This window comes from Alkalispirochaeta americana, from assembly GCF_900156105.1.
In the GTDB taxonomy this organism is placed as follows: domain Bacteria; phylum Spirochaetota; class Spirochaetia; order DSM-27196; family Alkalispirochaetaceae; genus Alkalispirochaeta; species Alkalispirochaeta americana.
This window is the reverse complement of record NZ_FTMS01000006.1, coordinates 66,171-83,760: the sequence shown is the minus strand read 5'-3', so window position 1 is coordinate 83,760 and position 17,590 is coordinate 66,171. Positions and strand designations below refer to the sequence as shown.

The window sequence follows — 17,590 nt, the reverse complement described above, 5'->3', positions numbered from 1 at the left end:
TCTTGGAGTCTATCAGCGAGAAGCTACGGTCTGCCCGGGAGGTCCGAGGCCTTTCTCTGGAGCAGGTCGAGCGCGATACCCATATCTCGAAGCGATACATCCAGGCGCTGGAGGTAGAGGATTTTGATCAGTTGCCCGGAGAGGCCTATCTTCTGGGCTTCCTGCGTTCCTATGCGGCGTATTTGGGCCTTGATCCCGACGATGTGGTGGGGCTCTACCGCAATATGCAAATTCAGGAACAGCCCCTTCCCATGGATGAACTTCTGGATAGGAAGCCTCTCAAGGTTCCGGTAAAATCCCTGGCCGGGCTTCTGCTGGTGGTGCTCCTCGGAGGAGGGATCTATCTGTTTCTTCAGACGGACCTGAAACTTCCTTCCTTCTCGAGACCCGTTGTCCAGGAGTCTGCCTCGGCTCCGCCGATCCTCCTGAGCAACCAGTTTATCGAGCGTCGTTTTGCCCAGGGTGATCGTGTGGCCGTTCCCGTGGGTGATACCCGGGCCTTGTTGCAGTTTATCTCCATCGGCGATCGGGTGGCTCTGGGGAGCGAGGCGGGGATCGTGGAGATTTCCCGGGGTTCCAGCCGGTCTCTGGATATTACTGGCGAGGGAACTCCCGATGTGCGTGTGGCGATCCGGGAGATCTACCTTGATGAAGACCCTCCCCTGGTGGTCGCCCGGATCGATCGCGTTGTGGGGCAGCTCCAGGAGGAATCATCGCGGGCGGCGCTCCTCTCGGAAGAAGACCGCCTGGAGATCGAGATTGGCCAGACCCGCGAGCCCTCCCGGGAGCGATCGCCCCAGGTTGTGGCTTCGCTGGGTCAGGAGATCGAGTTTCCCCTTTCCCTGGAGGTTCTGGAAAGCACTTTGGTGCGATACCAGGTTGACCAGGGTTCTCGCCAGGAGGCGGTCTACGCCCGGGGTGAGAGCCTTTCTCTTTCTGCATCCCATCTGGTGCGGCTCTGGGTGAGCAACGCCGGAAACGTGGATCTGAATGTTGCCGGCACCTCCCTGAGTTTGGGGAGACAGGGTGAGGTTGTCGCTCTGGTCTTCCGGCGCATCGCCGACGGGGACGAGTTCCTGGTCGAGCAACTTCCCTTGTACTGACGGTGTTCGCGCGGGCCGATCGGGCCTGCCCGAAACGACAGGTAACTCAAGAAACAGGTAACTCAAAACATGCCAGACAAGACTGCCAAACCGGGATCGGGTGATTCCGGAGAACAAGCCGGGGGATCCCCCGGAGCAGGAACCTTTTATATCGAGAACCTGGGCTGTGCCAAGAACCAGGTGGATGCCGAGATCATGGGGGCTCGCCTGGAAGAGACCGGCCGGGTCTGGACGGATGATCCCTCCCTGGCCGAGGTGATTATCGTTAATACCTGTGGATTTATCGAGCCGGCTCAGCAGGAATCGATCGATACCACCCTGGCCATGATGGCCGGGTATCCCCGGGCCTCGGTGGTTCTTGCAGGGTGTCTGACCCAGCGGTTTCCCGATGCCCTGGCCGAGGGATTGCCCGAAGCGGCAGGTATCTTTGGCAACCGTGAGCCCGATAAAATTGCCGAGTTCCTGGACCGTCTTGATGGTCATCCTGCAGGAAACCCTCTGGTCTGGTTGCCCCCCGGCGGGGCAGACCTTGCCGAACCCCGACGGCGCCGGCTTCTGTCGCATCCCGGATCGGTCTTTCTCAAGGTTGCCGAGGGGTGCGATCACCGGTGCACCTTCTGTGCGATTCCCGATATTCGCGGTCCCCAGCGCTCGCGGAGCGCCGGGTCCATTCTGGATGAGTTTCGTCAGCTCCGCCAGCAAGGGCTCTACGAGTTCAACCTGGTTGCGCAGGATCTTGCGGCCTGGAGACATCAGGCCGAGCCTGGAGGGATCGTCGCACTCTTGCGGAGCCTGCTCGGAGAGCCGGGTTCGTTCTGGCTGCGTCCCTTGTACCTCTATCCCGACATGTTTCCTCTGGAGGTGGTGGAACTCACCTGCAAAGATTCGCGGCTCCTTCCCTATTTTGACCTCTCTTTTCAGCACGGGTCTCCTGAAATTCTGCGTGCCATGGGGCGCCCCGGAAATCCCGAGCGGTACCTTTCGCTGATCGAGGATATTCGTGCGATCAACCCCGACGCAGCGCTCCGGTCCAGCTTCATTGTGGGCTATCCCGGTGAGACCGATGATCACTTCCGGGAGCTTCTGGCCTTTATCGAAGCGGCTGAGCTGGAGTGGGTGGGAGTCTTTCCCTTTAGTGCTCAGGAGGGGACTCCGGCAGGGGAGGAAACCAGGGGAATCGTCTCCCCGGAAGAGATGCTGAACAGGAAAAAAGCTCTGGAAGAGGTCCAGGAACGAATTGTCGCCCGGCGACTTGATCGCTTTGTGGGGCGGTCGCTTCCGGTTCTTGTGGAGGAGCAGATCCAGGGGACGGAGATTCTTCTGGGGCGTTCGCCCCTGAACGCTCCCGAGGTGGACGGCCTGGTGGTGATCCACGATGGAGCCGATTGCCTCCCCGGGAGCGTGGTGCCGGTGGAGATCACCGCCCGGTCGGGGGTTGATCTCCAGGCCCGGCGGCAGAAAGGCTGATCAGCGTGTAAGGTTGCGGTGCACGTAGCGGTGGGGACGGTCAGCGGCCGATCCCAGGCGCTTGCGTCGCTCTGCCTCGTATTCGCTCCATGTTCCCTCGTACCAGACCACGCCATCGTCCTCGAAGGCCATCACGTTGGTGCAGACCCGATCCAGGAACCAGCGGTCATGGCTGATGATCAGGGCGCATCCGGCGAACTCTTCCAGACTCTCTTCCAGGGCACGCAGGGTGTTCACGTCCAGATCGTTGGTGGGCTCGTCCAGGAGCAATACGTTTCCGCCCTGCTGGATCATCATTGCCAGGTTCAGGCGGTTTCGCTCACCCCCCGAGAGAACACCCACAGGTTTCTGCTGGCTTGAACCGGTGAAGTTGAACCAGGCGCAGAAGGCCCGGGAGTTCACCTCCTGATTACCCAGGCGGATCAGATCCTGACCGTGAGAGAGCAGCTCCCAGACGGTCTTCTCCGGGTCCAGGGACGCTCTCATCTGGTCGGCGTAGGCGATCTGGACCGTCTCGCCCAGACGCAGCGTTCCCTCGTCGGGCTCTTCCTGACCGGCGATCAGGCGGAAGAGCGAGGTTTTTCCCGCTCCGTTGGGGCCCACGATTCCCACGACGGCTCCGGCAGGAACCGAGAAGGAGAGGTCTTCGAAGAGCAGTTTGGTATCATAGCCCTTTTTGATCTTCTCTGCCTCGATAACGAGATTTCCCAGGCGAGGTCCCGGGGGAATGGTAAGGCGGGTGTCGCGGACTCTTTCCCGACCTTCCTGGGAGAGGAGTTTTTCGTAGTTGGCGATTCGGGCCCTGGATTTGGTCTGCTTTCCCTTGGGGGTCATGCGTATCCATTCCAGTTCCCGTGCCAGGGTCCGCTGGCGTTCGCTCTCGCCCTTTTCTTCCCGGGCAAGACGGTCCTGTTTCTGCTCGAGCCAGCTTGAATAGTTTCCTTTCCAGGGGATTCCCAGGCCCCGGTCCAGCTCCAGAATCCACCCCGCCACGTTATCCAGAAAATAGCGGTCATGGGTCACGGCGATGACCGTGCCGGGGTATTCCCGCAGGTGCCGTTCCAGCCAGGCCACGGTTTCCGCATCGAGATGGTTCGTGGGCTCGTCCAGGAGGAGGATGTCGGGTTGCTTCAGCAACAGTCTGCACAGGGCCACCCGGCGGCGCTCTCCTCCCGAGAGAACATCCACCACCGTCTCCGGTTCGGGGCAACGCAGGGCGTCCATGGCCAGTTCCAACCGGGAATCGAGCTCCCAGCCGTCAACGGCGTCAATTTTCTCCTGAATGCTGGCCTGTTTCTGGCCAAGTTTCTCATAGTCAGCGTCGGGATCGCCGTAGGCCTCGCTGATCGCCTCGAACTCTGCCAGGAGGTCGATTGTCTCCTGGGCGCCCTCGGCCACGATCTCGCGGACTGTTTTTCCGGCGGCCAGTTCCGGCTCCTGCTCCAGGTAGCCGATGGTGAACCCCGGGGAGACCGTGGTCTCTCCGGTGAAATCCGTATCGACCCCTGCGAGGATTCGCAGAAGGGTGGATTTCCCCGATCCGTTGAGTCCCAGCACGCCGATCTTGGCACCGTAGAAGTAGGCCAGATGTATGTCTTTGAGTACCTGCTGGGTGCCGTGCATCTTGGAGACGCCCTGCATGGAATAAATGATTCGTTTGTCGTCGAAGGTTTTCGCCATGGCCCGAGCATATCAGAAAAGGGGGGGTAAGGGACAGGCGGCTTCCACTCTGACGGCCCCCATACCCGCCGGGTGGGGCGGGCGGGTTTTTGTTGACCGGGAACGGTCCCTGTGCTATTGTTAGTTTATTCGGTGAATGAACTAACGTCGGGGGACAGGGATACATGGGAACACAGGATCGAATCAAAGGGGAAAACCTTCGCACGCTTCTGGAGACCTTGCGCTCTTCCCCCGCTGTTTCCCGGGCTGATCTTTCCCGATCCACGGGGCTCAGGCCCTCCACGGTGACCAATCTGGTTCGGGAACTCTCCCGGCAGGGCTGGGTTTTGGAGCGGGGCCGGGGAACCCCTGGCGCAGGGGGAGGAAAACCTTCGCGGCTTCTCTCCCTTGATCCTGGCCGGGGCCGGTATATCTCGTTTTTCTGGACCTCCCGGGAGCTGACGGGAGTGCTGGTGGATTGCACGGGCCGGGTTGTTTCATCGGCCAGACGTGGCTGCGCTCCCGAAGTCCCGGGTTCCTCCGGGGCACAATCGCCGTCGGGAGAGGAGTTTTCCTCGCTTCTCGCGGGGCTGGCCCGGGAGCTTCAGAAGGGTTCTCCGGGAGGTTCTTCCTCCGGGGCAGGGGAATCCCGGGCGGTTCCGATCCTGGGCGCAGCCCTGGCAGTGGCCAGCGTGGTGACCCCCGAGGGAAACGTGCGCGCCTCGGCAGATTTTCCCCACGATCTGGAGAATCTTCCCCGGCTTCTCCGGCAGGCTCTGGCCGATTCCCTGGCGCGGGGTGATCTGGCGCGGGAGACGGTCCAGCTTCTTCCGGTGGTGGTGGAGAACGATGCCAACTGTATCGCCTTCAACGCCTGGAGAAAAACCCGCCTCCAGGAGGAGGTGCTTCTGGCGCTGGTCTTCACCGAGGATCCGCCCTCGGTGGGCGCGGGAATGGTCATGGGTGGCCGGGTATGGCGTGGTGCCCGGGGTAGTGCGGGAGAGCTTTTGCCGCCTTCGCCCGGTCACACCCCGGAGGAGCTGGATATGGCTGCTGCCACGGCGGTTCGATTTTCCGACCCTTCCCGGGTGGTGATCAGCGTACCCGATTCTGCCTCGCCCGAAGGGCTTCGCGGGGAGTTGCGGGAAACCCGGCGTGCTCTGGATGATTCAGGGATTACCGTGGAGACGGTTCTGCATCGCCAGGCGGCGTTACTGGGGGCTGCTCATCTGGTCTATGAGGATAGTCTTGATACGATACTTGCAGGAGAGGGAATGAAATGAGTGGAGAAAAAGCAACAGGAACGGCCCGGGGAAATATCCTGGTGGGTCAGTCGGGCGGCCCCACGGCGGTAATCAACGCAAGCCTTGCCGGCGTGATCCAGGCAGCACGGGCCGCAGGGTTCGAGGGAATCTACGGCATGAACTACGCGATCGAGGGGTTCATGGAGGATCGTCTTCTGGATTTGGGAGGGCTCTCGCCGGCTGAACTGGTTGCTCTGAGCCGCACTCCCGGTTCGGCCCTGGGGTCCTGCCGGCACAAGGTTCAGGAAGAGGATTTGCCCCGGATACGAGCGCTTCTGGAAAAGTATAATATACGCTATCTCTTTTACATCGGTGGGAACGACACCATGGATACGATCCACCGGGTCACCCGCTACTGCTGTGAGGGCGGTTACGGGCTTCAGGGCGTGGGAATTCCCAAGACCGTGGACAACGATCTCTACGCCACGGACCATACACCGGGCTTTCCCTCGGCTGCCCGGTATGTGGCGCTTTCGGTACAGCATGCCGGCCGGCTGGCCCGGGACATGAAGCGGGTCGATCGCTTTGTGGTTCACCAGACCGTGGGGCGTGATGCCGGGTGGCTTGCTGCTGCTTCGGCTGTGGTCAAGAGATCGCCCGAAGATGCTCCCCATCTTATTTACGTTCCCGAGATTCCCCTGACTCGGGAGACGGTTCTTGCCGATGTGGAGCGTGTTATCGGCGAGTACGGCTGGGCCTCGATCGTGGTGGGCGAGGGAACCTGCTGGGATGACGGCACGCCTGTTTCGGCGGGAGTCACCGGTAATACCGCCCGGGATCGTTTCAACAATATCGAGTTCGGGGCCATGAGCGGGGCCAGCGCTGCCTTGAGCCTGCACCGAATGATCAGCGAGGCCACGGGGTATCGCGGGGAGTTCCAGATTCCCGAATCGCTCCCCATGTCGGCGGCGGATCGGGTGGTGGGCCTGGACAGGGAAGAGGCCTGGGCCTGCGGTGTCGAGGCTGTTTCCCGGGCTGTGCGGGGTGAGAGCGGGGTCATGGTAACGATCCGGCGCGAACCAGGCGAGGCCTACCGGGTTGGCTACGGAACGGCTCCGCTTGAGGAGGTGGCTGTCCGGGCACGGCCCATGCCTGGAGAGTTTCTTGTCCCCGGGTATGTGACCCCGGCATTTCTCGATTACCTGCGGCCCCTGGTGGGAGACTTTGAGGAGTTTCTTGATCTGGGCGATCTTCCCCGGGTGGGGGCTCCCCTGTCGTAATCAGGGTTGCAGTGATAGACCATGGGGCCCGGGGAATAACCGGGTCCATATTATGAATCGTATGAACCCGAATCGTATAAACCGGAATCAGATGAACCGAAAAGAAAGGAATTGGCCATGAAACACACAGAGAAATATACCCGCTACGCCCTGTGCCGGGAAATGATGGAGACCGTCTCGGTGGTCCGGAACCTGGATACAGCCCCGATGGAGGCGATCCAGGTCTCGTCCGATCGGGTCCTGCTTTCCGGGGAAGGCTCCAGCCGGATCTTTCCCGCCAAGCATCTCATTGCCCGGGCGCTCCGCTTGCCCGGAACCCCTCGGATGATCACCGAGGCCTGCCTTCAGGCCCGGGAGTACGATCTTGAGGGGTATCACGTGTTTATCGGCTCCAACTCGGGAAGAACCGCCGAGGGGGTCAAGTTGATACGTCATCTTCGCAAGCAGGGCACCGGGGTTACTATCACCGGTGTGGTCGCTCACGACGGTACGCCCATCGCCCTTGAATCGGATAGTCGCGTTGTGCTGCAGTGCGGCGCGGAAGCGGCCGTGGCTGCCACCAAATCGGTGGTGGAGCAGGCCCTGGTCTACGATGAGATCTTTCGCGATGTCCTGGGCGAGCCCGGGCTGGACCGGGAGAAGCTTGCTTCGGTCATGGAAGAAGCCCTGGCTGTGGAGATCGATCCAGCCCTGGTTGCCAGGATCGCCGAGTCTCCCCTGATCTATTTTGCCGGACGCAACGATGGCGTAGCCGAAGAACTCACCCTCAAGACCAACGAGATCACGCGCAAGCGAGCCGATTATCTGGAGGGAACCTATGCGGTTCACGGGATCGAGGAGGTCATGAACCCCGAGGACACGGTTGTCCTCATCGATCCCTACCCCGAGGAAGAGGAAAAGTTTGCCCAGGTTCTCAGTCAGGGCGTAGGACTTCAGGTTGTGGCGATCGCTTCCCGGGAGACCCGGTTCCCCACGATCCGGATTCCCCAGGCGGGGCCCGAGGCTGTCTACGCCCAGCTTGCCGCAGGCTGGAACCTCCTTGTCGAGATCGGTCTTGCCCTGGGGGTTAATCCCGATAAACCCCAGCGGGCCCGCAAGGTGGGGAACGAGTTTCAGGGCTCCTAGGGATCGGTCCCTGGAGATATTCACGCTCCGGAGAGATTTGCTCTTCGGAGCGATTAATCTTTCGGAGAGATTATGACTGGAGATAAGATGACCGAAAACGGAGCAGAAAAAGGGTATAGCCTGGCACGACGGTTTCCCGACGGCGCTGTTCGGCGGGGATCGCTGTCCCGGGTAATGGAAGAATGGACCGATGAGGAGAGGTGGCTCTTTTTCTCTCCCCACGACGATGATCTGGCGATTGGTGGCGGATTGCTCATGGCGGCCGCCGCGGCCGAGGGGGTTTCCCAGAGGGCCCGGATCGTCACGGACGGACGCATGGGGTATACCAGCGTTACCGGGGCCGACGAGATCGTTCGGGTTCGCCAGGAGGAGACGGCTGCCTCCTTCCGGATCCTGGGAGTGAGCGACTATGCCTGGTACGGGTATCCGGACTCGCAGCTGCACCTTCATCTGGGACGGCGGGCCGCCGATCGTGCCGGCCAGGGCGACCCCCACAGTGTTGCCGGTTTCTGCGGCCTCCAGAACAGCTTTACAGCGGAGTTGCGCTCGTTTCGGCCGAACCGGGTCTTTATCATGTCCTCCGCCGATTATCACCCTGACCACAAGCTGGTTCACCAGGAGGTGTTGATCTCATTGTTCCACGCCGGAGGAGACATCTGGCCCGAACTGGGGCCGCCCCTGGAAGAGACTCCCCGGGTTTACGAGATCGCCGCCTATTGCCCCTTTGTGGAGGATCCTGACCTGGAGATCCGCACCGGGGCATCGCTCTTCGAGAAAAAAATCGCTTCCATCGAGGCTTTTGCCTCCCAGGCCCAGATAGCTCATCTGGTGGAGGGGCTGCGCCGGGGCGGGCCCGTGGAGTATGTCCGCACCTTTCCCTTTACCTTCTACGATTCCCGGCGGTACGAAAAGCTCTTTTCTTCCGAAGAAAGGTGACAAGGGAAGTGATACGACGTCTTGAGCGGCCCTCGGGGGCCAGGCTGGCGGTTGATCTGGACCAGGGCGGCGCTGTCCGGGAGATCCGGCTGGTACCGGAAGGCTCCCTCGGGGGAGCTGTGAACATCCTGGACGATGGCTCCTCTTCTGAAGAATCGGCCCGCTGGTTCTGCGGACGCCTGCTTGCTCCCTTTAATGATCGCATTCCCCGGGGGGAATATCGCTGGCAGGGAAGGCTTTTTCAGCTGCCCCTGAACGATCCCGAAGGAGCCGATGCGATTCACGGTTTTCTGTGCAGGACGGTCCTGAAAGAGCTGAAGATTCAGGAATGTTCCCGCGAGTCGGTGTTGCTTCTGGAGGGAACTCTGGGGCCGTGCGAGGGCTACCCGTTTCCGCTCTTTCTGGAGGTAACCTATACGCTCAGGGACGATGCTCTTCTGGTGGATCTCCTGGTCCAGAATACCGGCGATGAGACAGCCCCCGTTGCCCTGGGCTGGCATCCCTATTTTTCCCTGCCCGAGGCGGATCGGGTAGACCGGCTCCGGCTGGAGATTCCCGCCGATCGTTATTATCAGGTGGACAGCCGCCTGATTCCCACGGGAGAGTTGCCCCTGGTGGAGGGTTCCTCCCGGGATTTTCGCACCGCCCGTCCGATCGGAGCCGCCGCGATAGACCTGGCCTGGCCCCTGAAACGGGACGGCCAGGGCGGTTCCCCGGTGGTTCTCCAGGGCCGGGATCACCGTCTCGAGGTATGGTGCGGCGACGCCTTCGGTGCGGTCCAGGTTTTTATTCCTCCCCACCGTCGCTCAATAGCGCTGGAGCCGGTCACAGGGCCGGCCGATGCGTTCAATTTTCCCTCTCTGGGAGTCCCGGGAGTTCCTCCCGGAGCGTTCCTGCGGGGGCGGGCCCAGATCAGAATCAGCGTTTCCGATGAAAGCGCTTTTTCGTGAAATCTCTTTCAGTCAGGAAAGGTTTTTTGCCTTTCTTCCGTTGTCTTCTCGCCGCTATATCAGTATCCTGTGGTAGAATGGGGCGGTGGCGGTGTTCATCGCTTCAATGTGATAGAATAAATATATAACAGACGCGAGACGTATCGTTCCGCGAAGGGTGTCGGCACCGTCTGAAGAGAGGGATACCATACATATGGTCAAAAAAAAGAAAATCCTCGTGGCCTGCGGGACCGCGATTGCGACGTCCACCGTGGTGGCGCGAAAAATTGAAGAAGAGTTGGGAAAACGCAATATTCCCGTTGAGACAACACAATGCAAAGCCGCTGAGGTTCCCGAGAAGGTCCAGGGCCACGATCTGGTGGTAACCACCACCTTCGTCTCCGGTACGGGCGATGTCCCCGTAATCCATTCTGTCTCGTTTCTCACGGGAGTGGGTCTTGAGCGGGACCTTGAAAAAATTGTGGGGTATCTCAACAGTGACTAGCGGTTAGCCGGGCTATGACTATGGTGGTGCAAAGCAGAAAGGAACGTCTGCGGGGGGTGCTGAACAAGATTCGCCTGGAACGCCACACCACACTGGATGAGCTGGCGCGGTTCTTTCAGGTCTCCACGGCCACAATCAGAAGAGATATCAAGCGTCTCGAGCAGGATTCTGCAGTTTTGCAGACCATGGGTGGCGGGGTTGTCTACACCTCCGATAAAGCCGGAGCCCTGTCTCCTGGCACCATGGTCCACGCCGTGGAAGAAAAAATACGTATCGCCGAGTACTGCACCGAACTTGTACGGGATCAGGACGATATCCTTATCGGTCCGGGAACCACCACCTTTCTCACGGGAAAGATCATGAGCGGGATCGAGGACCGTCACTTCCGGCTGATAACCAGTTCCGTGGAGCTGGCTCTGGAAGCGGGTGTGTCCGACAATATCCGCCTGGTTCTCCTGGGCGGCGAGGTCTGGAACAAATACGTGGTAGATCCCCGAGTTGGCCGGGGAGGGTATTTTGACACCTGCCACAGGGAGCACACCATGATCCTCTCGGCCGATGGTATCCACCGTGATCAGGGTGTTACCTTCTTCGAGAGTCGCCTGGTTCCCCTGGTGCAGGCCATGATCGCCGTTTCCAGCAGGGTTATCCTGGTGGCGGATTCCAGCAAGTTTGGAAAGTCCCGGTTTAACCGTGTTGCAAATCTGAACGAACTCAGTTATGTAGTGACCGATGAAAAGGCGCCCGAGGAATATGTGGATCTCTTCCGCAGCCGGGGGATCGAGGTTCGGCTTGTCTAGGACGGGGGGTGTTTTCCGCAGGGGGCTCGCCCTGACTGTGACAGCGGGGCTGGCGACGATCCTGGCGGTCTCTCTGGCAATGGGCCTGGCGGGATGCAGCCGGGAACCCGAGGTGTCCAGGGAGGAGGCCCAGCTCCTGCGCGAGCAGCGGCGCAGCGCCTTGCTCCAGCAAACCTCCTACCGCCCGGGGCCTCCCGAGTATCGTCCCGGTCAGCCGGGTGGAACCTTTGTGGCCACCCTCACGAGCGATCCCAAGTCCTTTAACGACCTCACCGCCCGGGACGGTGATACCCGGGCAATTGTGAACCTCCTGAGCGATTACCTGGCCGATTACGACGTGTACCGGCGGGAGTTTATCCCCCGGATGGCCTCCTTCTCCGTAGAGGTCGATCACGAAGAGGACAAGCTGCGCGTTTTCTACACCCTTCGGGATGATCTCTACTGGACCACGCCCGACTCGGATCCCGAGACGTGGATTCCCGTGACGGCCGACGATATCGTTTTCTGGTACGACCAGGTTGAGGGAAACCCCAGTCTGCGCCTTCCCGGCTACCCGGGGCAGTTTGTGGAGATGCCCGACGGGAGCAGCGCCCGCGTTACCGTGGAAAAAATCGATCAGCGCCGGGTGGTCTTTACCTTCCCCCGGATTGTGGCAAATCCTGTTCTCTCTACCAATATGCGGGTCTGGCCCCGGCACATCTTCGAGCCCGCCAAGGAAAAGGGAGGCAGCGAGGCCCTCCTGGACGTGCTCAGCGTGGACACCGATGTCATGACCATTCCCAGCGTGGGGCCCTACCACATTGTGGAATACACCCCGGGGGTCCGGACGGTGATGAAGCGAAACCCCGCCTACTGGAGACGGGACGAGGCCGGTCAGCGCCTTCCCTACATCGAGCGGTTGATCTACCGGATCGTCCCTGATGACAATACGGCCTATCTGCTTTTCCGCGAGGGCTCAAAGGACAGCCACTCCGTGCGGCCCGAGCAGCTGGACGAGCTCCTGCGCATCGGGAAGCGGGATTTCACGATCTATCGCGGAGGAGCTTCTCTGGGAGCCTCGTTTTTCACCTTCAACCAGAACCCTGCCAACATTAACCCCCAGCGACACCGCTGGTTCATGCAACGCGAGTTTCGCCAGGCCATGAGCAGTCTCCTGAACCGGCCCCGGATCGCCCGTCAGGTCTACCGGAGCCTGGCCTCACCGGCCTACCATTTTTTTGCGCCTCCCAATCCCTTCTTCGATGAGGATATCCGGCTGGAGTATACCTACAATCCCGAGCGGGCGCTGGAGTTGCTCGCCGGGATCGGGATTACCCCCGGTGAGGACGGCCTTCTCTACGACGACCGGGGCAACCACATCGAGTTTACCATCAGCCTGGGCGCGGAAAACACCGCAGGAATAGACATGGCCAACATCTTTGCCGATGAACTGGAAAATGTCGGGATCACCGCCCGGGTGCGCCCCATCGATTTTCAGAACCTGGTGGAGCGAATATCCTCAACCTTCGATTGGGAGGTTGTTCTGGTGGCTCTGGGCGTGAACTACTGGCCCGAGAGTGGCAGCAACGTCTGGCAGTCCAGCGGAAATTTTCACATCTGGCACCCCCTCCAGGAGACCCCCGCCACGGAGTGGGAGGCCCGTGTGGACTACCTCTACAACGAGGGCCGCTTCACCCTCGATCAGGAACGGCGCAAGGAGATCTACGACGAGTTCCAGCGGATTATCCTGACCGAGCTGCCCCTGCTCTACACGGTTCATCCCTTTTCCTTCTTCGCGATTCGCGATCGCTGGCAGAACGTCTATTTTGACACCCTGGGCGGGAGCGACAGCATGTATTATTTCCTCCAGGGGGCTCCATGAAAGGGGACTCCATGAAAGGTCGTGATTCATGAATGCCCCGGGACGCCTCCGGGCAACTCCGGAGGAACTCCTGCGGCGGCTGGTTCGCCCTCTGGGACTCTTCCGCGAAGCCTTCCCCCTGGCTTCGTTTATCACAGGGCGGTTGCTCTCCATGGTGACCATCCTCTTTTTTCTCGGTCTGGGAGTGTTCGGCCTCATGGCCCTTACCCCCGGCGATATCGTGGATACCTACGTGCGCAGCCAGATGATGATGGACGTCGAGTTTCGCCAGCCTGATCACCAGTACACCGAGGAGGCGATCGCTGTTGCCCGGGCCCGGCTTGGTCTGGATCAGCCCTTTTACATCCAGTATGCCACCTGGCTTAGACGAGTAGTGGTCGAGAGGGATCTGGGTCGAACCCTGATCTCCCGGGCACCGGTGCTCTTCCTGATCCGGGATCGCATGATCAACAGTCTGATCCTCAACCTGATATCGCTCTTTTTTCTTACGATCATCTCCTTTGCCCTGGGAATCTACTTCAGTACCAAGGTAGGGACGCGCACCGATGTGGTGGCCTCCGTGGTGGCTCTGGTGCTGCACGCCTTTCCGGGGCTCCTGCTTCTGATTCTGCTGCAGCTCTTTGCCTCGGTTTCGGGAATTTTCCCCATTACGGCCTACCCTGATTTTCCCTGGTCCGAAGGTCCCGTGAGGTTCACCTTCAGTTACCTCCACCATATTCTGCTTCCCCTGATCGGGGCCTTTCTGGGTGGCATCGGGGGGACCCTGCGCATGATCCGGGCCACCATGCTGGATCAGCTGGGGCAGCCCTACATAACGAGCCTGCGCAGCCGGGGGATCAGCGAGCGGCGAGTCTACTTTGCCCACGCCTTCCGCAACACCCTGAACCCCTACATCACTTCCAGCGCAAACCTCCTGGCGAGCCTCTTTTCGGGCTCCCTGATCCTGGAGATCATCTTCTCCTATCCCGGAATCGGACGCCTCATGTTCGAGGCCGTTCGTCAGGAAGACGTTAACCTGGTCCTGGCAAACATCATGTTTATCAGCTTTCTGGTGCTCTTTGGCATGGTGGTCAGCGATATCCTCCTTGCGCTGGTGGACCCCCGGATCAAGTTTGGAGCAGACCGATGAAGCGCTTTGGCCGGCTTCTCCTCCGTCGCCCCCTGGCGGGAACCTCCGTGCTGGTCCTGGTGATCCTCTACGGAACCATGGTCCTGGCGGAGTTTTTTGCACCCTACCCGGCGGGAACGGTCTTCCGGGAGCACGCCTATCACCCGCCCAACCTTCGCCTCTATTCCCGGGAGCTGGGGTTTCGGCCGCAGGTGCAGAAGCACGTCCTGATCGATGAATCGACCTGGCGCTACGCTCCCGTCCGGGGCGAGTACGTGCCGATCCGGTTCTTCACCTCCGGTCCGTCCTATCGTCTGACGGGGGTTCTGCCGGGAACAGTTCGGCTTTTTGGAACGGACGAACCCTACGATGAACGGGGCGCTGACTGGCAGCAGGGCGGGCGAACCTACCCCGTCTTTCTTATGGGTGCCGATAACCTGGGCAGAGATCTCTTTTCGAGGATTCTCTACGGAAGCAGGATCTCCCTTACCATCGGCTTCATCGGCATCTCGATCTCCCTCTCGATCGCCATCGTTCTGGGAGGGTTTGCCGGCTACTACGGAGGATGGATCGACTGGCTGATCATGCGGATCGCCGAGTTCGTGATCCTCATTCCCGGTCTCTATCTGATCCTTTTTCTGAGAAGCCTCCTCTCGCGGGAGCTCGATTCGGGCCAATCCTTTATGCTGATCACGGTGATCCTCTCCTTTGTGGGGTGGCCCGGAAGCGCCCGTCTTATCCGGGGGCTGGTGCACAGCATCAAGCGCGAGGATTTTGTGGTAAACGCCCGCCTCGAGAGCATCCCCCCTCTGGTGATCATCTTTCGGCATATCATTCCCCAGATGGCTTCCATTCTGATCGTGAGTGTGACCCTGGGGATCCCCGGGTTTATTCTGGGCGAGACGGTTCTGAGTTACCTCGGTCTGGGGATCGTGGATCCCGCCGTGAGCTGGGGAAGTCTGTTGAACCGGGAGATTTCCACGCTGGCAAACCTGAGAAACTTTCCCTGGTTTCTCTACCCGGGGCTCTTCCTGCTTCTGGCCACCCTGGCCTTTAACTTTATCGGTGATCTTCTGCGGGATCTCCTGGATCCCTACCACCGGGAACGGAAGGTTTCCTCGTGAAAGAGAACACAGAGCTGCTTGCCCTGGAGGAGCTGCGGGTGGACTTCGCCACCTCCGGAGGAACGCTCCAGGCGGTGAGGGGCGTCTCCTTTCAGGTCGATCAGGGCGAGATTGTGGGGGTCGTGGGTGAGTCGGGAAGTGGCAAGAGTGTTACGGCCCACTCGATCCTGCGGCTCCTGCCTGGCAACGGAGCGATCACGGGGGGAAGAATCCTCTATCGCGGGGAAGATATCGCCCGGTTGAAGGCCCCGGCTCTGCGCCGGTATCGGGGCAAGGAGGCGGCCATGATCTTCCAGGAGCCGGGCCGCTCCTTTGACCCCCTCTATACCGTGGGAGCCTCCCTGAGAGAGACCTTGCGCGCCCATGCGCCGGAGATGTCTCCCCGCGAAGCGAGGGAACGGTCGATCCGGCTTCTGGAGGAGGTAAAGGTTCCCGACCCGGCCAGGAGGCTCGACAACTTTCCTTACCAGTTTTCCGGGGGGCTTCTGCAGCGAATCATGATTGCCCATGCTCTTGCGGCCGAACCGGCGTTGCTCATCGCCGATGAACCCACCACCGCCCTGGATGTGACGATCCAGGCGGGGATCATCGAGCTGCTGCTGGAGCTCCGCCGCAAGCGGAATCTGGCGATTCTCTTTATTACCCACAATCTGGCGCTGATTTCGGAGTTTGCCGACCGGCTGGTGGTAATGTACGCGGGGATCATTCTGGAGGAGGGCCCCCCTGGAGAGGTTCTGGCCCGACCGGGGCATCCCTATACCGAGGCGCTTCTGGGAGGGCTTGTGCCCTTGGGGGCGCATCACCGGGACGGACCATTGCGAGGGCTTGCAGGATCACCGCCTGACCCTCTGGCCCCCGAGGAGGGGTGCCCCTTCGCTCCCCGGTGTCCTCTGGTGACTGCCCAGTGTCGCCGGGAGCTTCCGCCCTGGCGAAGAGAAGGGCAGAGCTCCTTTCGGTGTCTGGTTCCCGGTCCCAAGGGGCCCGACTTGCGGTTCCCCCGAGTGGGGGAGAATCCCCCCGGCGGATCCGCCCCGGCCGAGGGTGAAGGAGGTCTCCCGTGATTACCCTGGAGCGTGTGGAAAAGCGGTACCCCCTGGAGGCGGGGTTCTTTGCCCGCCAGGACCGGTTTGTTCACGCCGTGCACGGTCTGAGCCTCGCCGTTGAGCCAGGCGAGATCTACGGCCTGGTGGGCGAGTCGGGGTGCGGCAAAACCACCACGGCCCGAATGATCGTTCGGATGGAGCGTCTCTCGGCGGGAGAGATCACTTTTCGCAGTCGTGATGGAAGCGAGTTTGTCCTCTCCCGGCTGGATCGCCGGTCCCTCAAGGAGATGCGCAGCCGGATTCGCTACATTTTTCAGGATCCGGCCCGCTCTCTGAACCCCCGTATGACTATCCGGGAGGTTTTACTCTCGGGGTACCGCTATGCTCCTTCCTGGCCCGGCCGCGCCCGGGCCGAGGTGGAGGCCCGGCGGATACTGGAAGAGGTGGGGCTCCGGGCAGGAGACCTGGATCGGCGCCCGGCCGATTTTTCGGGGGGGCAGCGGCAACGAATATCCATTGCCCGGGCGCTTATCACGGAGCCCGAGGTGATTATCTGTGACGAGGTGGTGAGCGCCCTGGACGCCTCCATCCAGGGGCAGATACTGAACCTGCTCCTCCAGGTGCGGGAAGAGCGGAATTTGACGATGCTTTTTATTGGCCACGATCTGGCCGTGGTGGGGTATATGTGTGACCGGATCGGCGTTATGTATCGGGGCGTTCTGGTGGAGGAGGCTCCTGCAGGAGCGCTTCTGGCGGGGCGGTTCCACCCCTACACACGGTACCTCTTCGAGGCTCAGCCTGCCCTGGGACGGCCCCGCAGGGAACGACCGCTGACGCCGCCGCCCGTTCCGGCTACGGGAGACCTCACGGCCCCTCCCGTGGAAGACCCCCGGGAGCTGATCATGACCGAAGTGGCTCCGGGGCACCGCGTGAGCGCCGCCTTTCAGGGTTCCCTGGAGGGCTAATCCTTCCCAGTTTTCTCCGGATAGAGAAGGGTGAAATCCATGCCGTGGCGGGGGTGCTCCATCATGGGCTCCACCTGATCGCGCCAGGCTTTATAGTGTCTGCTCTCCTTGTGGGCCAGGATCGCCCCCGAGTCACGGTACATCTCGTAGAGCGCGTAGACGCCGGGGTTCTGTTCATCTTTTAGCACGTCGAAACGGACCACCCCAGGCTCTTCCAGAGACGCAGCGTGATTTTTTGCGGTGACTTCCTCAAATTGGTCGTAATATTCAGGTTTGACGCAAATGGTAACGACTCGAACTTCCATTCCTATACGGTACGACAGTTGCGAGGGTTTCGCAATCAATTTTTTCCGCTCTTCCGAAGTTTTGACCTGAAGAGGTTCCCGGCGTATCTTTGGGGTAGACTGATGGAATGGAATAAGGCGGCCGCGGAGGCCTAGG

16 protein-coding genes are annotated in these 17,590 nt (G+C 60.7%); 14 read left to right on the top strand and 2 right to left on the bottom strand.

Translation table 11 applies throughout. The features are described from left to right. Nucleotides 1–2: 2 nt before the first annotated feature. Both BW950_RS05835 and rimO read left to right on the top strand, forming a co-directional pair. Nucleotides 3–1,103 carry a helix-turn-helix domain-containing protein gene (locus BW950_RS05835; protein ID WP_076488357.1) on the top strand — a complete coding sequence of 367 codons (1,101 nt, stop codon included), beginning with the start codon at nt 3–5 and terminating at the stop codon, nt 1,101–1,103. A 69-nt stretch (nt 1,104–1,172) separates the two neighbouring features. Beyond that, a complete protein-coding gene (rimO, locus tag BW950_RS05830) occupies nt 1,173–2,570 on the top strand; it encodes a 30S ribosomal protein S12 methylthiotransferase RimO (RefSeq protein WP_083943774.1) in 1,398 nt (465 codons plus the stop codon). On the opposite strand, the gene ettA is transcribed toward rimO, so the two are convergent. After that, entirely contained in the window at nt 2,571–4,250 is a 1,680-nt protein-coding gene (ettA, locus tag BW950_RS05825; RefSeq protein ID WP_076488356.1) for an energy-dependent translational throttle protein EttA, read from the bottom strand. Nucleotides 4,251–4,414: 164 nt separating this feature from the next. Between ettA and BW950_RS05820 the strand changes: the two genes are divergently transcribed. The 12 genes from BW950_RS05820 (at nt 4,415) to BW950_RS05755 (ending at nt 17,149) form a co-directional block, all read left to right on the top strand. Further along, a complete protein-coding gene (locus BW950_RS05820; RefSeq protein ID WP_076488355.1) occupies nt 4,415–5,512 on the top strand; it encodes an ROK family transcriptional regulator in 1,098 nt (365 codons plus the stop codon). Beyond that, the gene (locus BW950_RS05815) at nt 5,509–6,753 is read left to right on the top strand and encodes a diphosphate--fructose-6-phosphate 1-phosphotransferase (protein ID WP_076488354.1); all 1,245 of its coding nucleotides are present in this window, start codon (nt 5,509–5,511) and stop codon (nt 6,751–6,753) included. Before BW950_RS05820 ends, BW950_RS05815 begins: the two co-directional genes overlap by 4 nt. Nucleotides 6,754–6,870: 117 nt before the next feature. Then, nucleotides 6,871–7,878 carry an SIS domain-containing protein gene (locus BW950_RS05810; RefSeq protein ID WP_076488353.1) on the top strand — a complete coding sequence of 336 codons (1,008 nt, stop codon included), beginning with the start codon at nt 6,871–6,873 and terminating at the stop codon, nt 7,876–7,878. A 72-nt stretch (nt 7,879–7,950) separates the two neighbouring features. Continuing rightward, complete coding sequence (locus tag BW950_RS05805; protein WP_083943773.1) at nt 7,951–8,814, top strand: PIG-L deacetylase family protein; 864 nt, start codon at nt 7,951–7,953, stop codon at nt 8,812–8,814. Between the two features lie 8 nt (nt 8,815–8,822). Beyond that, nucleotides 8,823–9,764 carry an aldose 1-epimerase gene (locus tag BW950_RS05800; RefSeq protein ID WP_076488351.1) on the top strand — a complete coding sequence of 314 codons (942 nt, stop codon included), beginning with the start codon at nt 8,823–8,825 and terminating at the stop codon, nt 9,762–9,764. A 193-nt stretch (nt 9,765–9,957) separates the two neighbouring features. Further along, nucleotides 9,958–10,248 carry a PTS sugar transporter subunit IIB gene (locus tag BW950_RS05795; RefSeq protein ID WP_076488350.1) on the top strand — a complete coding sequence of 97 codons (291 nt, stop codon included), beginning with the start codon at nt 9,958–9,960 and terminating at the stop codon, nt 10,246–10,248. Between the two features lie 14 nt (nt 10,249–10,262). Further along, complete coding sequence (locus BW950_RS05790) at nt 10,263–11,048, top strand: DeoR/GlpR family DNA-binding transcription regulator (protein ID WP_083943771.1); 786 nt, start codon at nt 10,263–10,265, stop codon at nt 11,046–11,048. Continuing rightward, nucleotides 11,041–12,909: an ABC transporter substrate-binding protein gene (locus tag BW950_RS05785; RefSeq protein ID WP_159438734.1), complete on the top strand. Its 1,869-nt coding sequence runs from the start codon at nt 11,041–11,043 to the stop codon at nt 12,907–12,909. The genes BW950_RS05790 and BW950_RS05785 overlap by 8 nt, the downstream gene beginning before the upstream one ends. A gap of 28 nt (nt 12,910–12,937) precedes the next feature. Continuing rightward, nucleotides 12,938–14,038: an ABC transporter permease gene (locus BW950_RS05780; protein WP_076488348.1), complete on the top strand. Its 1,101-nt coding sequence runs from the start codon at nt 12,938–12,940 to the stop codon at nt 14,036–14,038. Further along, nucleotides 14,035–15,141: an ABC transporter permease gene (locus BW950_RS14850; protein ID WP_076488347.1), complete on the top strand. Its 1,107-nt coding sequence runs from the start codon at nt 14,035–14,037 to the stop codon at nt 15,139–15,141. Before BW950_RS05780 ends, BW950_RS14850 begins: the two co-directional genes overlap by 4 nt. Next, the gene (locus BW950_RS14845; RefSeq protein WP_094336460.1) at nt 15,138–16,202 is read left to right on the top strand and encodes an ABC transporter ATP-binding protein; all 1,065 of its coding nucleotides are present in this window, start codon (nt 15,138–15,140) and stop codon (nt 16,200–16,202) included. Before BW950_RS14850 ends, BW950_RS14845 begins: the two co-directional genes overlap by 4 nt. Further along, nucleotides 16,199–17,149, top strand: a complete 951-nt coding sequence (locus tag BW950_RS05755) for an ATP-binding cassette domain-containing protein (RefSeq protein ID WP_076488346.1) — start codon at nt 16,199–16,201, stop codon at nt 17,147–17,149. The genes BW950_RS14845 and BW950_RS05755 overlap by 4 nt, the downstream gene beginning before the upstream one ends. Here the strand turns inward: BW950_RS05755 and BW950_RS05750 are convergent. Then, nucleotides 17,146–17,454, bottom strand: a complete 309-nt coding sequence (locus BW950_RS05750; RefSeq protein ID WP_076488345.1) for an antibiotic biosynthesis monooxygenase — start codon at nt 17,452–17,454, stop codon at nt 17,146–17,148. The genes BW950_RS05755 and BW950_RS05750 overlap by 4 nt on opposite strands. Nucleotides 17,455–17,590 lie beyond the last annotated feature (136 nt).

Bases quoted from the DNA above. Each gene is read 5' to 3' on its own strand.
- rimO (WP_083943774.1), top strand. From the start codon at position 1,173: ATGCCAGACAAGACTGCCAAACCGGGATCGGGTGATTCCGGAGAACAA.
- ettA (WP_076488356.1), bottom strand. From the start codon at position 4,250: ATGGCGAAAACCTTCGACGACAAACGAATCATTTATTCCATGCAGGGC.
- BW950_RS05820 (WP_076488355.1), top strand. From the start codon at position 4,415: ATGGGAACACAGGATCGAATCAAAGGGGAAAACCTTCGCACGCTTCTG.
- BW950_RS05815 (WP_076488354.1), top strand. From the start codon at position 5,509: ATGAGTGGAGAAAAAGCAACAGGAACGGCCCGGGGAAATATCCTGGTG.
- BW950_RS05810 (WP_076488353.1), top strand. From the start codon at position 6,871: ATGAAACACACAGAGAAATATACCCGCTACGCCCTGTGCCGGGAAATG.
- BW950_RS05805 (WP_083943773.1), top strand. From the start codon at position 7,951: ATGACTGGAGATAAGATGACCGAAAACGGAGCAGAAAAAGGGTATAGC.
- BW950_RS05795 (WP_076488350.1), top strand. From the start codon at position 9,958: ATGGTCAAAAAAAAGAAAATCCTCGTGGCCTGCGGGACCGCGATTGCG.
- BW950_RS05790 (WP_083943771.1), top strand. From the start codon at position 10,263: ATGACTATGGTGGTGCAAAGCAGAAAGGAACGTCTGCGGGGGGTGCTG.
- BW950_RS05780 (WP_076488348.1), top strand. From the start codon at position 12,938: ATGAATGCCCCGGGACGCCTCCGGGCAACTCCGGAGGAACTCCTGCGG.
- BW950_RS14850 (WP_076488347.1), top strand. From the start codon at position 14,035: ATGAAGCGCTTTGGCCGGCTTCTCCTCCGTCGCCCCCTGGCGGGAACC.
- BW950_RS05750 (WP_076488345.1), bottom strand. From the start codon at position 17,454: ATGGAAGTTCGAGTCGTTACCATTTGCGTCAAACCTGAATATTACGAC.